The sequence below is a fragment of the Telluria sp. ZT3P25 genome, from assembly GCF_059685895.1.
On the sequence record NZ_JCASIJ010000001.1, the window covers coordinates 732,997 to 745,491 of the forward strand.

Genomic DNA, 12,495 nt, shown 5'->3' on the forward strand with positions numbered 1-12,495 from the left:
CATTCACAGGCATTCTCCTTCGATATGGACAGCTTTGATGTTCAGGGCGCGGTCCAGGACCACGAAGTCGGCGTGACAGCCAGGTACCAGGCGACCGCGCCGGGTCTCGCCGAGATAGTCGGCGGCGTGGGTCGAAACGCGCTTGCTGGCCTCGTCGATCGACAGTCCCATGTCCACCAGGTTGCGCAGCGCCTGGTCCATCGTCAGCGTGCTGCCGGCCAGCGTGCCGTCGGCCAGGCGCACGCCGCCCATGCATTTGTGGACCACCTGGCGGCCCAGCATGTAGTCGCCATCGGGCATGCCGGCCGCCGCCGTCGAATCGGTCACGCAAAACAATTTGGGGATGCAGCGCAGGGCAGTGCGGATCGCGCCCGGGTGCACGTGCAGCAGGTCGGGAATGATCTCGGCGTATTCGGCGTGCGCGAGCGCCGCGCCAACCATGCCGGGATCGCGGTGGTGCAGGCCGGGCATGGCGTTGAACAGGTGCGTGAAGCCGGCCGCGCCGTGTTTCAGGGCCGCCACGCCGACGTCGTAATCGCCGTTGGTGTGACCGATCTGGACCCGGATGCCGGCCTTCGTCAATTGCCGCACGAGGGCCATGTGGCCATCGATTTCGGGCGCCACGGTGATGAGCTTCATCGGCGCCAGGGCCTGAAAGCGCCGTACTTCATCGAGATGCGCTTCGCGCGCGAACGGCGGCTGGGCGCCCAGTTTGCCGGCGTTGATGTACGGGCCTTCCAGGTGCACGCCCAGGATGCGCGCCTCGCCCTTGCCGCGCGCCGCGCAGGCCGCGCCGATGGCGGCCAGCGCCCGGTCGATGTCTTCGACTGGCGCGGTCATGGTCGTGGCGAGCAGGCTGGTGGTGCCGTGCTTCGCGTGCAGCGCGGCGATCACGTGCGGGGCGTCGCCGCCCTCCATCATGTCGCGGCCCGCGCCGCCGTGCACGTGCACGTCGATAAAGCCCGGCACGATATACACGTCGTCGTTGTTGGCCGGGTCGACCCGGCGGCCGTCGATGCCAACGATGCGCGCGCCGAAGCGCAGCGCGCCGTGCACCCAGCCGGCCGGGGTGAGGATGTTGCCTTTGACGGTACGGTGCGGTTCGTTCGTTGTACGTTCGTCGGTCGTGCGTTCGTCGGTCATGTGTTGTCCTTCAAGTGCAGTTCGATCATGCGCAGTGCGCCGGCGGCGGAGTCCCCATGCGGCGCCGTGCAGCGTGCCAGCGTCTCAGTTGGCAGGTAGGCGCGCAGCGTGTCACCCAGGCCGCCGCACAGCGACAGCGGCAGGCTGCCCGACGGGTCGAGCGCGCGCGCGATGCGGGCCGCTTCCGTGCCGGCCTGTGTCAGGATTCCGGTGGCCACGGGGTCGCTGTCACCGTGCGCCACGACGAAGCGCGCCAGGCCCGCGTAGTCGGTCTGCGTGGCGTGGCCGAGCCAGACCTGAATGGGATCGCGCGCGCCGCCGCACGCGGCAATCACGGCGTCGGCAAGAGCGCCCCCTTCGGTGCGGCCATCGAGTACCTGCTGGACGTGGCCGATCGCGCGCAAGCCCATCCAGGCGCCGCCCGCCTCGTCGCCGGCAGGAAAGCCCCAGCCGCCCACTTCGACGCGCGTGCCATCCTGGCGCAGGGCTTCGCCGACGCTGCCGGTGCCGATGGCGACGATCGCGCCGGGCCGCCCGCCATGGGCGCCCATCAGTGTCGTGAAACCGTCGGTATCGAGCATGATGGCGCCGAAGCCCGGATCGGCGGCGCGAAAGGCCGCTGCCCACTCTCTATTGTGTACGCCGGCCATGCCCAGGCCGATCGCGCAGGCGTTCAGGGGAATGGCGTCGATGCCGATCGCGGCGAAGGCCTGGCTGGTGGCCGCAAGCACTGCGCGCCAGGCCTTGTCGATGCCGTGACGCAGGCCGGATGCGCCGCTGCTGCCGGTGGCCAGTGCGGCGCCGTCGCGGCTGGCCAGGCGCACGCGGGTGTTGGTGCCGCCGCCGTCAACGCCAATGAGATAGTCGATCATGGTGTGCAATCATTACCGGGAAAAGGGTCATCGCACTATAGGCAGGGCACTCTATGCTGTCAACAGGTATTTGATTGGTATTGTTTTTGGCCGGTTAGCGAGATGGTGCCATTGAGGATGAGTGGACCAAATGAGGGCACCTTTACTTGAAATTGGTATCTTAATTGGTATCGCATTGCCAGCGAAGACCGGGGCAGTTCCTGTACGGCGGCCTTGCCGGATGAAGTGGACGCGGCGATGGCTGCAGCGACATCGAGAGAACCAGCGGCGGCTGCGGTGCGCATACCGGGGTGAGGCGGGACTTGGCTGCCGCAGCGCCACGCAGTGGCATAATGGGCGCCGCTGAAGGAGAGAATCGCCATGATCCGCCCGGTTGTTGTCCGTTGTACCACCATGCTGCCACGCGGCCGGTCGCTGCTCGCAGGCCTCGTGCTGGCCTGCGCCGCAGCAGGGGCGGGTGCGGCGCCATCGACTTTCGGGCCGGTGATCGGCAGCGCGCTGCTGTGCCGCAGCCAGCTCGATAACGCCTACTTTCACGCCTATCTCACCGAATTCTTCGGCCCGGCCTACAAGCGCGAGGGCGGGGCCTACTGGTTCCGTACCGAGGCGTCGCTGTGGGGCGCCAACGTCGAGCAAGTCATGGTCAGTGACGACACAAGCGCCGTCGTGTTCGTGGCGGCCATCCTCGAGGCCAAGCCCGATGAACTGGAAAAGTCGGTGCGCGCCGCCGCAGGTACGCCGTTTCGCGCGGTCGACGGCTCGCGCTACCCGTTGCGCAAGTCGATCCCGGGCAGCACGATCGCTTACGCGAACGACAAAAGCAAAATATACTGCGCCAAGTTCAAGCCGCTGAACGGCCCTCAGGGCATTCGTTAGTCATTCATGTACAACCACTATTTCCAGCTCTCGCACTCGCCATTTTCGATCGCCCCCGATCCGCGTTACCTGTTCATGAGCGAACGGCATCGCGAAGCGCTGGCGCACCTGTTGTACGGGATCGGCAGCGGCGGTGGCTTCGTGCTGCTGACCGGCGAGATCGGCGCCGGCAAGACCACCGTCTGCCGCTGCTTCATCGAGCAGGTGCCAGCGAACTGCCGTCTTGCCTATATCTTCAATCCGCGCCTGACGGCGCAGGAGCTGCTGCAGACCGTGTGCGACGAGCTGCATATCGAGGTAGCGCCGGCGGCATCTGGCGCGGGCGTGAAGGGGTACGTGGATGCGATCAACCGCTACCTGCTGGCCTCGCACGCGCAGGGACTGAACAACGTGCTGGTGATCGACGAGGCGCAGAACCTGTCGAGCGACGTGCTCGAGCAACTGCGCCTGCTGACCAATCTCGAGACTAGCGAGCGCAAGCTGCTGCAGATCATCCTGATCGGCCAACCCGAACTGCGCACGATGCTCGCGCGCCCCGAACTCGAACAACTGGCCCAGCGCGTGATCGCGCGCTACCACCTGGGACCACTGGGCGAAGCCGAGACGGGTGCGTATATCGCGCACCGGCTGGCTGTTGCCGGCGCAGTCGGGACGCCGTTCCCGCCTGCACTGACGCCGCTGGTGCACCGCCTGGCGCATGGCGTGCCGCGCCGGATCAACCTGCTGTGCGATCGCGCGCTGCTGGGCGCCTACGTGGAAAACAGTCCGCAGGTCACGCGCGCCATTGTGCGCCGGGCGGCTGCCGAAGTTTTTGCCGACGATCCGGCCGCGCGCCGTGCGCCGCGCCGCTGGCCGCTGCTCGCTGGCGGCGCGCTGGCCTGCGTGGCACTGGGCGCGGCCGCATGGCAGATGCTGCCGCAGCATGTGGCGGCGCCGGCCGTCGCCGGTGCCATCGCGGTCAAGCCGGCACCCGTGTCGTCGACCAGGCCGAAGCCGGCAGCCATACCGGTCGCTGCATCCGTAGCCGCAACCGCAACCGCAACCGCTGCGGCACCGGGCGCGCCACTGCCGACCCTTGAAAGCGAGACCGCAGCGCTAAGTGCATTGGCGGCATTCTGGGGGCCGTCGTTTGCCGGCCTGGCCGGCGCCGACCCGAAGGCCACCTGCGAGGCCGCACTGCGCGCCAATCTGCGCTGCCATGCAGGGCGGGGCGGCCTGTACGAACTGCGCCTGCTCGACCGGCCGGCCGTGGTCACGCTGCACGACGGCCCGCGCACCGGCCATGCGGTGCTGGTCGCGATGGACGAGCGCAGCGTCACGCTGGCGCACGGCGACCGGCGCGAGCGGGTTGATATCGCTGATTTCGTCGCGCGTTTCGGCGGCGAATTCACCACCTTCTGGCGCATGCCGGCGGCGTTTCGCGATGTCGTCGGCCAGGGAGACCGCGGGCCGGACGTCGACTGGATCGCGCAACGACTTGCAGGCCTGCACAAAGAAACCGCGCCGGCGCTCGATGCACCCCTCGATGCGCGCACCAGGGAGTGGCTGCGCGCCTTCCAGGCCACGCAAGACCTGAAGGCCGATGGCGTGGCCGGACCGCGCACTTATATGCGTCTGAACCAGTTGTCGAACGTGGTCGAACCCCGTTTGCTGACCGCTGGCGGGACGGGAACCTGATATGTCGTACATCCTCGAAGCACTCAAGAAGGCGCAAGCCGAACGCCAGCTGGGCAATGCCCCGACGATCCACGCACCGGCGCCGTCATATGCAGCGCCGCGCGCAGGTCAGGGCGCGCAGCGGCGCTACCTGGCTCTTGGCGCGGGCCTGGTCGTGGTCGTGGCGGCGGTGGCGCTGCTGTGGCCACGCCTTGCGGGCGAGCCACCGGTGCGGCTGGCAGCCGTGACGCCGCCCGTGGTTGCGCCCGTCGCTGCACCGACGACTGCACCGACGACTGCGCCGACAACTGCACCGACAGCTGCGCCGGCGACCGCGCAAGTGGCGGCACCTGTGGCCACGCCTGCGCCGGCCGCTGTTGTCCTACCCGCACCCGCCCCGGTTGTCCAGCCTGCACCTGCACCTGCACCTGCACCTGCACCGGTGGTCGAAGCCCGCCCGGTGCGCACGAAGCCGGCACCCACGCCGGCCGCGCCGCCGTCAACGCCGCCGCGCGAGGCCGCGCCGGCACCTGCCACCGTGACCGCGCAGCCAGGCGGCGACGAACCATTACGCACCCTGCAGCAATTGCCGGACGCGCTCCAGCGTGAGATCCCGAAGCTGGCCTTTGGCGGCTACATCTATTCACCGACGCCTGGCGAAAGTCTGCTGCTGGTCGACAAGATGCTGCGCCGCGAAGGCGAGGAAGTCGCGCCTGGCCTCGTGCTCGAACGCCTGACGCCCAAGGCCGCCGTGATGAACTACCGTGGAACCCGCTACCGTGCGCCGTACTGAGTTGCCAGATCACGGCACGACCGGGCCCGTCCTGGCGGTGGTCGGCTGGTCCGGCAGCGGCAAGACGACGCTGCTCGAGCATCTGGTTGCGGGCCTGTCCGGCGCCGGCCTGCGCGTCAATATTGTCAAGCACAGCCACCACGATATCGAGCTCGAGCCGCCGCGCAAGGACAGTGCGCGCCTGCGCCTGGCTGGCGCGGCCGAGGTGATGATCGCGTCGCCGTACCGGATCGCCATCATGCGTGAACTGCGCGCCGCGCCCGAGCCGCCGCTGGCCGAGCTGCTGGCGCGCCTGTCGCCAGCCGACCTGACGCTGGTGGAAGGCTACAAGTGGGAGACGCTACCGAAGCTGGAAGTGCACCGGCCGGCGCTGGGCAAGCCGGCCCTGTACACCGACGATGCAGCGATCGTTGCGGTGGTCTCGGACGCAGAGCGCCCCTTTGACCTGCGCGCTGGCGTGGCCTGGCTCGACCTGAACGACATTAACGCGGTGCTGGGCTGGATTGGCACCTGGTCGGGCACCGACCCTCAAGTTATGGTTGGCGGCGTCGTTAAAGACTGACGAGTCTTTTTCTGGAGAAGTATATGGACGTCACGAATATTGCCAAGCTGTCGACCAGCATGGCTGAGACCGGTATCCGTCAGGAAGTGGGCATGACGATGCTCAAGCGCGCCATGGACATCGAAGCCTCGTCGGCGGCGCAAATGATCGCATCGCTTCCTCAGGCACAGAACCTGCCGGCGCACCTGGGCAATTCGATCAACACGAAGGCGTGAAGAACCCGGCGCGATGCCGGGTTGTCGTCATTGCAGCTTAGTGAACAGCTTATTGAACAGCTAAGTGAACAGCTTAGTGAAACGCGCGCAGGATGCGCGATTCACCCGAGCGGTCTGCGAACTGTTCGTTGGCCATGCGGGTCGCGGCCATCATGCGTTCGAGCTGCGCGTCTTCGAAACGGGACAGCTCTTCATTGGCCGCTTCAAGGGCCAGCGACAACTTCGTCCGTGCACTCTGATACAACTCGCTCGAATATTGATCCGTATTCTTGAGCAGCTCTTCCGCGTTTTCGATCACGAGGCGCAGATCACCGATAAGTTGCTCTTGCGACTGGACGCGGGTTTCCGGGGTTTCCATCGATTTCACCTATAAGCCGTTGATTAACGTCTTAAAATATAAACAATGAAGCCCGGTTCTGTTTGTTAAGCCGCAAACATAACAAGCTGTCTTTCTGTCTATTTTTTAGCGGACGGTGATTTCGACGTCGCCCAACGTCACGATCTGACCGGTACGGATCTTGGCGGTCTTGCGCAATTCCTGCTTGCCGTCGACCTTTACCACGCCGCTGGCGACCAGGTTCTTGCCGGCGCCGCCGCTGTCGACCAGGCCGGCCAGCTTGAGCAACTGGTTGACTTCGACAAATTCCGATGTCAACTCAAATTCGATTTTCTGCATTCTTTCCTCGGGAATAAAAAGGCGGCCTGATCGTTACGAGGCCGCCCGGGTACTGGATGTTTACTCGACCGGATCGGGCCGCGTCATATCGATCGGCACGATCCACTGGTCAAACTGCTGATCGTCGACAAAGCCGCTCTGCAGGGCTGCCTGGCGCAGGGTCAGGCCTTCCTTCGATGCGGTCTTGGCAATCTGCGCGGCGCGATCATACCCGATGTGCGGCGCCAGTGCGGTCACCAGCATCAGCGATTTTTCCATCAGTTCGCCGATCCGGACCAGGTTCGGTTCGATCCCCTGGGCGCAATGCGTATCGAACGAGCGCATGCCGTCAGCCAGCAGGCGTGCACTTTGCAGGAAGTTATGCGCGATCATCGGCTTGAACACATTGAGCTCGAAATTGCCCTGTGAGCCGCCGATCGTGATCGCGACATCGTTGCCGAACACCTGGCAGCAAAGCATCGTCAACGCTTCGCACTGGGTCGGATTGACCTTGCCGGGCATGATCGAGCTGCCCGGTTCGTTCTCGGGGATCGTGATTTCTCCCAGGCCCGAGCGCGGGCCAGAGGCCATCCAGCGGATATCGTTAGCGATTTTCATCAGCGCCGTGGCCAGCAGCTTGAACGCGCCATGGGCCGAGACCATCGCGTCATGCCCGGCCAGCGCCATGAATTTGTTGGGCGCCGACTTGAACGACAGGCCGGTGCGCGAACCGAGTTCGGCCGCAATACGTGGCGCGAAATCGGGGTGCGCATTCAGGCCCGTGCCCACGGCGGTGCCACCGGCCGCCAGTTGTAGCAAGCCCGACAGGGTGGACTTGAGCGCGCTTTCGGCGAATTCGAGCTGGGCGACGTAGCCGGAAAATTCCTGGCCCAGCGTCAGCGGCGTCGCATCCTGCAGGTGGGTGCGGCCGATCTTGACGATTGGCTCGAAATCGCGCGACTTGCGCACCAGCGTGCCGCGCAACTGCGCCAGCGCAGGCAGGACTTCCTTGGCCAGCGCCCAGGCGGCTGCCACGTGCATTGCGGTAGGGAAGATGTCGTTGGACGACTGGCCCATGTTGACGTGGTCGTTCGGGTGCAGCAGGCGTGCTTCGCCGCGCTCGCCGCCGAGCAGCTCGGAGCCGCGGTTGGCCAGCACTTCGTTCATGTTCATATTGCTTTGCGTGCCCGAACCGGTCTGCCACACGGCCAGCGGGAATTCGCCGGGGTGGCGCCCGTCGAGCACTTCATCGGCCGCGCGGATGATGGCGTCGGCCTTGTCGGCTGGCAGCTTGCCCAGCGAGCGGTTGACGGCGGCCGCGGCGCGCTTGACCTGGGCGAGGGCGGCGACGAGCTCGGGCGCCATGCGTTCGGTCGAGATGTGGAAGTGGTGAAGCGAGCGCTGGGTTTGCGCACCCCACAAATTGTTCTGTGGCACTTCGATGGGACCAAAGCTGTCTTTCTCAATCCTGTTTTCCATGGACATGTCCTGATATGCAAGAGGCTGGGATTAAAGAGTTTATCCCAATGTCCGTTAATGACGCTTGGGCTTCACTTTTGTTAGTTGCTATGGCCAGCCGCCTCCCTGTATTCATCACATGTGTTTTGCTCTCTTGCGGCGTCGGCGCGGCCGAGCTTGGCGAGCCGCGCATCGGTTCGTATATCGGCCAGCCGCTAGCGCTGGAACTCGAGCTGACCGCGCTCGCGTCGCCCGCGACCCTGGTCCAGGCACGCCTGGCGCGCCCCGACGTGTACCGGGGCGCGAACATCGGCATGCCGACCGTGCTGGCGACGCTGGCCATGCGTGTGAGCCAGCGCGATGGCCGTCAGTTCCTGCGCGTGACGTCGTCGGCGCCGGTTGAATCAAGCCGCCTGCATCTGTATCTGGAACTGGCCGATGGGGGCGAGCGCGATGTGCGTCTTGTGACGCTTTTCATTGCGCCCAATCCGAATCCGCCGGCGCCAGCCGTTCCGCTGCCCGTTGCGGTGCCAGCGCCAGTGCCAGCGGCGGTGCCGGTCGTGGCCGTCCTGCCTGCTGCACCCGTTGCGGCGTCCAGGCCGATCGCCGTGGTCAAGCCCGCGCCGGTAAAGCCGCCCAAGCCACCGAAGCCACCGAAGCCACCGAAGCCGCCCAAGCCGCTGGCCGTGGCGAAGGCCGCGCCAGCACCGGAACCGGAACCGGCCGCAGCCACGCAGGCGTCAACCTCATTGCCGAAGCCGCTGCCAGTTCCGGTATCTGCACCTGCACCTGCACCCGCAGCGGCGCCTGCCGCAACCTGCGCGCCGTCTTCCGCCGACAGTGCGCCGGTGTGCGCCGCGCTCGATGTCAAGAATGCCTTGCTGCGCGAGCAGATCGGCACGCTGGAAGACAAGGTAAGGGTGTTGCAAGTGGCGCTGGGCGCCAACCCGTCCGCCGTTGTCCAGGACAAGGTGGCGAAGCCGGCGACGCCAAGGCCATCCCGCAAGCGGCCTGCGCCGGAGCCGGAAGCGTCCACCCCTTGGGGCTGGATCGCCGGCGCGGTGCTCGCCTTGCTGGGGCTCGCGGGTGGCGTGCTGGTCGTTCTGCGGCGCCGCAAACGGGCAGGACCGATGATCCAGCCCATGCCGCGCGCCTCGCTGACGGCGCGTCTGCGCCAGCGTTTCGCCCCCAAGAACAAGGCGCCGGCACCGGTCGAACCACAGCTGGATGAGTCGCACAAGGAAATGTCTACACAACTTTGATTCTGCGCTATAATGGCCTTGTGATCGACAAGATCACAGACAGTGCAGGGTCTGGCGCAGTCACCAACGATAGGTGGCGCGGCAAGCAGACGACCGTTGAGGAAACGCCTGTGTCTGGAAGCAGTCTGCTTGCCTACAGTGGCAACGGACGCCGGCAGCAACCGGCACGAGGCGACGCCAGCAGATAGCTGGGGTTCGTCCTCTCACAGAATTCGCCGTCCAGCTCCCAGCTCGATGGCCACCAAAGCGCCCGATGGGCGCTTTTTTGTTGTCCTGGCGTTTGCAATGTGGTGCATCGGGACGCAAAAAAAGCACCCGCAGGTGCTTTGATCAACGATTCAATGGCAACTCAGTGTGCTTGCAGTGCGCGATCGACCTGGTCGTCCCATGGGTCGGTCACATCACGGATGGCGCGATCGTTGGCCATCAATTGCTTCAACAGGTCGACCTTGCTCAGGCGCTTGGCGCCCGCCAGTGCCGGCAGGCCGGCTACTGCCGGGGCTGCCTGAGCCCGGGCTTCCATATTCAATTGGGCAAACTCGTGCCAGTCGCCTGCCTTGGCGGCGTGCGTCATCTGACCTGTCAGGCCAGCGAGGTTTTCGTATATCGCAAGGACATCGTTTGCGTTCATAGTGGCACCAGAGCATTGATTGTCAGGCCGGATTCCCGGTTGTCTGAATCGTTTACGGCTGAGCTTATCGAAACTTTAGGGTGATCGAGAAAATATCTTCAAATTATTTTGCGCCGAGGCGTCTACCGCAAGCGGCGCCGCCGCTGGCATACTATGCGCATGAACCATGACGACATTTCCCGCACTACGCTTCAACACTACAACGAGCATGCCGAGGATTTCTTTAACGGCACAATCGACCATGACGTAAGTCAAAACATTGATGCGCTGCTGGGCGCGATCGCAACGCCAGCGCCGCACACGATTCTCGACCTGGGTTGCGGGCCAGGGCGCGACCTCAAGACCTTCAGCGGTCTGGGCCATCGAGCGATCGGCGTGGATGGCAGCGAACGGTTTGTCGCGATGGCGCGGCAGTACAGTGGTTGCGACGTGTGGCAGCAGGATTTCCTGCACCTCGATTTGCCGCCGGCGCTGTTCGATGGCGTGTTTGCCAACGCGGTGCTGTTCCATGTCCCCAGTGCGGCCTTGCCGCACACGCTCGATCAATTGTTCGGTACGCTCAAGCCGGGCGGGGTGCTGTTCACCTCGAATCCACGCGGCCAGAATCAGGAAGGCTGGAATGGCGACCGCTATGGCAGCTACCATGACTACGAGAGTTGGGAGCGTTTCTTGCTGGCGGCCGGTTTTGTTGCGCTGCACCACTATTACCGCCCGCCCGGCTTGCCACGCGACCAGCAACCGTGGCTGGCGAGCGTGTGGCGTAAGCCTGTTTGTTAAACGCCGTACAGAACTGACTTGCACATGCTCCTACTGTCAAGCCTCATCCACGTCACGGGCAAGGAGATTGCAATGAACAAGGATCAAGTCAAGGGCAAAACAAAGGAAGTCGCCGGCAAGGTGCAGGAGAAAGTCGGCGAAGCCGTCGGCAGCCGCCAGCAGCAGAGCGAAGGCCTGTCGAACCAGGCTGAAGGCAAAGCTCAGAAGAAAGTTGGCGACGTCAAGGAAATTGCAAAAGGCAACCGCTGATGTACGTTTGCTGATTCACCTCAGCAGCATGATCGACAAAGCCGCGCATTGCGCGGCTTTGTTGTTATCAGGACCCTTGTGCGGATCTGTCCCCGCGTTTGTCCCCGGATCTATCTCCCAGTATGTCTTCGATATACAGCATCTTGACCAGCACCGACAGCACGGCCGCCAGTGGCGTGGCCAGTGCCACGCCGGCAAAGCCGAACAGCGTGCCGAAGATCAGTTGCATCACGATCACGAGGGCCGGCGGCAATTCGATGGCTTTGGCCTCGATCATCGGCTGCAGCACATAGCCTTCGAGCATATTGATCGCTGCAAACAGCAGCAGCGCATACAACGCCAGGTCAGGGCTGATCGACAGCGCCAGCAAGACCGCCGGAATGCCCGCCATGATCGGGCCCAGGTACGGAATGAAGTCGAGCAGGCCCGCAATCACACCCAGGATCAGCGCCAGCGGCACACCGAGCAGACTCAGGCCGATCGCCGTCGTGACGCCAACGATCAGCATCGACACGGCCTTGCCCAGCAGCCAGCTCGACAGGTTGTCGCCCATCTCCTGCAGTACTTCACGTGCGCGGCCACGCTTCTGTTGCGGCACGAGGCGGATGAAGCCACCGGTATATACGCCAGGTGACGCAGCAAAATAAATGCCCACGAAAATGATGATGACAATATTGCCCAGCGCGCCAATGATGCCACTGAAGAACAGGCCGGCATTCGGCACGAGCGAACCCATCTGCTTGACGATGTCTTCCGGCGGTGGCAGCTCGGCTACCACGCGCTTGAGCAGAGGATGTTGCGCGACTTCGGCTTGCAGGCGCTCGACTGCGGCAGGGATCTCCTTGGCCAGCTGACCTGACTGTTCGGAAATCTGCGGCGCCATCGCCCACCCGCCCAGGCCGAAGATGGCGGTGAGCAGCAGCACGACGATGACGAGGGCGATATTGCGCTTGATGCCGGTGCGCTGATGCAGCAGCGCGCTCAGTTTATAGAGCAGGATCGAAAACAGGATGCAGGCAAAGATCAGCAGCAAGGCGTCGGCGGCAAGCACGACCGCAGCCAGGCCCAGGATGAACAGGACGCCGATACCGTTGACAAGCGTGACGCGGCGCGCGAGTTTGCGCTGGGTGAGGGGAGTCTCGGGGGCCGTTGCGTCGGAAGATGGCGGTGTGTGGGGATTCATGATGGTGTTCGATCGCGCATTAGAATGTTATTGGAACTGGTGTAGTTAAAACAGCTTTATTACAACTGGTGAAGTTACAGCTGGATGTTGGTAAAACGATAGCATTCTTAACGGCAAGATGGCGCATCGTTCGATCGTTGCACTAAGTGCGTGCGCTAACAGA

Annotated in this window: 16 protein-coding genes; 8 read left to right on the forward strand and 8 right to left on the reverse strand. The window is 64.3% G+C overall.

What is annotated here, in order from left to right; translation table 11 throughout:
- Nucleotides 1–3 precede the first annotated feature (3 nt).
- The 3 genes from nagA to AC56LY_RS03235 are packed head-to-tail and all read right to left on the reverse strand — an operon-like array spanning nucleotide 4 to nucleotide 2,377.
- A complete protein-coding gene (nagA, locus tag AC56LY_RS03225) occupies nucleotides 4–1,143 on the reverse strand; it encodes an N-acetylglucosamine-6-phosphate deacetylase (RefSeq protein ID WP_499576578.1) in 1,140 nt (379 codons plus the stop codon).
- A complete protein-coding gene (locus AC56LY_RS03230; RefSeq protein WP_499576579.1) occupies nucleotides 1,140–2,015 on the reverse strand; it encodes a glucosamine kinase nucleotide-binding domain-containing protein in 876 nt (291 codons plus the stop codon). The genes nagA and AC56LY_RS03230 overlap by 4 nt, the downstream gene beginning before the upstream one ends.
- 59 nt (nucleotides 2,016–2,074) lie before the next feature.
- Entirely contained in the window at nucleotides 2,075–2,377 is a 303-nt protein-coding gene (locus AC56LY_RS03235) for a hypothetical protein (protein WP_499576581.1), read from the reverse strand.
- Here AC56LY_RS03235 and AC56LY_RS03240 point away from each other — a divergent pair.
- The 5 genes from AC56LY_RS03240 to AC56LY_RS03260 are packed head-to-tail and all read left to right on the forward strand — an operon-like array spanning nucleotide 2,376 to nucleotide 6,117.
- Entirely contained in the window at nucleotides 2,376–2,891 is a 516-nt protein-coding gene (locus AC56LY_RS03240; RefSeq protein ID WP_499576582.1) for a hypothetical protein, read from the forward strand. The two genes, AC56LY_RS03235 and AC56LY_RS03240, sit on opposite strands and share 2 nt — an antisense overlap.
- Before the next feature lie 6 nt (nucleotides 2,892–2,897).
- Nucleotides 2,898–4,568 carry an AAA family ATPase gene (locus AC56LY_RS03245; RefSeq protein WP_499576584.1) on the forward strand — a complete coding sequence of 557 codons (1,671 nt, stop codon included), beginning with the start codon at nucleotides 2,898–2,900 and terminating at the stop codon, nucleotides 4,566–4,568.
- A 1-nt stretch (nucleotide 4,569) separates the two neighbouring features.
- A complete protein-coding gene (locus AC56LY_RS03250) occupies nucleotides 4,570–5,340 on the forward strand; it encodes a general secretion pathway protein GspB (RefSeq protein WP_499576586.1) in 771 nt (256 codons plus the stop codon).
- Nucleotides 5,312–5,902, forward strand: a complete 591-nt coding sequence (gene mobB, locus AC56LY_RS03255; protein ID WP_499576587.1) for a molybdopterin-guanine dinucleotide biosynthesis protein B — start codon at nucleotides 5,312–5,314, stop codon at nucleotides 5,900–5,902. Before AC56LY_RS03250 ends, mobB begins: the two co-directional genes overlap by 29 nt.
- A 23-nt stretch (nucleotides 5,903–5,925) precedes the next feature.
- Nucleotides 5,926–6,117 carry a YjfB family protein gene (locus tag AC56LY_RS03260; RefSeq protein WP_499576589.1) on the forward strand — a complete coding sequence of 64 codons (192 nt, stop codon included), beginning with the start codon at nucleotides 5,926–5,928 and terminating at the stop codon, nucleotides 6,115–6,117.
- Between the two features lie 73 nt (nucleotides 6,118–6,190).
- Here the strand turns inward: AC56LY_RS03260 and AC56LY_RS03265 are convergent, their stop codons facing one another.
- From AC56LY_RS03265 to fumC, 3 genes are all read right to left on the reverse strand, one after another.
- Complete coding sequence (locus tag AC56LY_RS03265) at nucleotides 6,191–6,475, reverse strand: DUF883 family protein (protein ID WP_499576590.1); 285 nt, start codon at nucleotides 6,473–6,475, stop codon at nucleotides 6,191–6,193.
- 105 nt (nucleotides 6,476–6,580) lie between these two features.
- The gene (locus tag AC56LY_RS03270) at nucleotides 6,581–6,793 is read right to left on the reverse strand and encodes an RNA-binding S4 domain-containing protein (protein ID WP_482897858.1); all 213 of its coding nucleotides are present in this window, start codon (nucleotides 6,791–6,793) and stop codon (nucleotides 6,581–6,583) included.
- Between the two features lie 60 nt (nucleotides 6,794–6,853).
- Nucleotides 6,854–8,251 carry a class II fumarate hydratase gene (fumC, locus tag AC56LY_RS03275; protein WP_499576592.1) on the reverse strand — a complete coding sequence of 466 codons (1,398 nt, stop codon included), beginning with the start codon at nucleotides 8,249–8,251 and terminating at the stop codon, nucleotides 6,854–6,856.
- A 125-nt stretch (nucleotides 8,252–8,376) separates the two neighbouring features.
- Between fumC and AC56LY_RS03280 the strand changes: the two genes are divergently transcribed.
- The gene (locus AC56LY_RS03280; protein ID WP_499576594.1) at nucleotides 8,377–9,492 is read left to right on the forward strand and encodes a FimV/HubP-related protein; all 1,116 of its coding nucleotides are present in this window, start codon (nucleotides 8,377–8,379) and stop codon (nucleotides 9,490–9,492) included.
- Between the two features lie 349 nt (nucleotides 9,493–9,841).
- Here the strand turns inward: AC56LY_RS03280 and AC56LY_RS03285 are convergent, their stop codons facing one another.
- A complete protein-coding gene (locus tag AC56LY_RS03285) occupies nucleotides 9,842–10,123 on the reverse strand; it encodes a flagellar protein FliT (RefSeq protein ID WP_499576595.1) in 282 nt (93 codons plus the stop codon).
- Nucleotides 10,124–10,282: 159 nt separating this feature from the next.
- Here AC56LY_RS03285 and AC56LY_RS03290 point away from each other — a divergent pair, with 159 nt between their 5' ends.
- Together AC56LY_RS03290 and AC56LY_RS03295 are read left to right on the forward strand one after the other, a co-directional pair.
- Nucleotides 10,283–10,900: a class I SAM-dependent methyltransferase gene (locus tag AC56LY_RS03290; RefSeq protein ID WP_499576597.1), complete on the forward strand. Its 618-nt coding sequence runs from the start codon at nucleotides 10,283–10,285 to the stop codon at nucleotides 10,898–10,900.
- 72 nt (nucleotides 10,901–10,972) lie between these two features.
- Complete coding sequence (locus AC56LY_RS03295; protein WP_343024334.1) at nucleotides 10,973–11,149, forward strand: CsbD family protein; 177 nt, start codon at nucleotides 10,973–10,975, stop codon at nucleotides 11,147–11,149.
- Between the two features lie 67 nt (nucleotides 11,150–11,216).
- Here AC56LY_RS03295 and AC56LY_RS03300 read toward each other — a convergent pair whose 3' ends face one another.
- Nucleotides 11,217–12,332, reverse strand: a complete 1,116-nt coding sequence (locus tag AC56LY_RS03300; RefSeq protein ID WP_499576599.1) for an AI-2E family transporter — start codon at nucleotides 12,330–12,332, stop codon at nucleotides 11,217–11,219.
- Nucleotides 12,333–12,495: the final 163 nt, after the last annotated feature.

Excerpts from the sequence above, each read along its gene's own strand:
- AC56LY_RS03300 (WP_499576599.1), bottom strand. The coding sequence starts at position 12,332 with ATGAATCCCCACACACCGCCATCTTCCGACGCAACGGCCCCCGAGACT.
- AC56LY_RS03290 (WP_499576597.1), top strand. The coding sequence starts at position 10,283 with ATGAACCATGACGACATTTCCCGCACTACGCTTCAACACTACAACGAG.
- AC56LY_RS03295 (WP_343024334.1), top strand. The coding sequence starts at position 10,973 with ATGAACAAGGATCAAGTCAAGGGCAAAACAAAGGAAGTCGCCGGCAAG.
- fumC (WP_499576592.1), bottom strand. The coding sequence starts at position 8,251 with ATGGAAAACAGGATTGAGAAAGACAGCTTTGGTCCCATCGAAGTGCCA.
- AC56LY_RS03265 (WP_499576590.1), bottom strand. The coding sequence starts at position 6,475 with ATGGAAACCCCGGAAACCCGCGTCCAGTCGCAAGAGCAACTTATCGGT.
- AC56LY_RS03235 (WP_499576581.1), bottom strand. The coding sequence starts at position 2,377 with ATGGCGATTCTCTCCTTCAGCGGCGCCCATTATGCCACTGCGTGGCGC.
- AC56LY_RS03230 (WP_499576579.1), bottom strand. The coding sequence starts at position 2,015 with ATGATCGACTATCTCATTGGCGTTGACGGCGGCGGCACCAACACCCGC.
- nagA (WP_499576578.1), bottom strand. The coding sequence starts at position 1,143 with ATGACCGACGAACGCACGACCGACGAACGTACAACGAACGAACCGCAC.
- AC56LY_RS03240 (WP_499576582.1), top strand. The coding sequence starts at position 2,376 with ATGATCCGCCCGGTTGTTGTCCGTTGTACCACCATGCTGCCACGCGGC.
- AC56LY_RS03285 (WP_499576595.1), bottom strand. The coding sequence starts at position 10,123 with ATGAACGCAAACGATGTCCTTGCGATATACGAAAACCTCGCTGGCCTG.
- AC56LY_RS03260 (WP_499576589.1), top strand. The coding sequence starts at position 5,926 with ATGGACGTCACGAATATTGCCAAGCTGTCGACCAGCATGGCTGAGACC.
- AC56LY_RS03270 (WP_482897858.1), bottom strand. The coding sequence starts at position 6,793 with ATGCAGAAAATCGAATTTGAGTTGACATCGGAATTTGTCGAAGTCAAC.
- AC56LY_RS03245 (WP_499576584.1), top strand. The coding sequence starts at position 2,898 with ATGTACAACCACTATTTCCAGCTCTCGCACTCGCCATTTTCGATCGCC.
- AC56LY_RS03250 (WP_499576586.1), top strand. The coding sequence starts at position 4,570 with ATGTCGTACATCCTCGAAGCACTCAAGAAGGCGCAAGCCGAACGCCAG.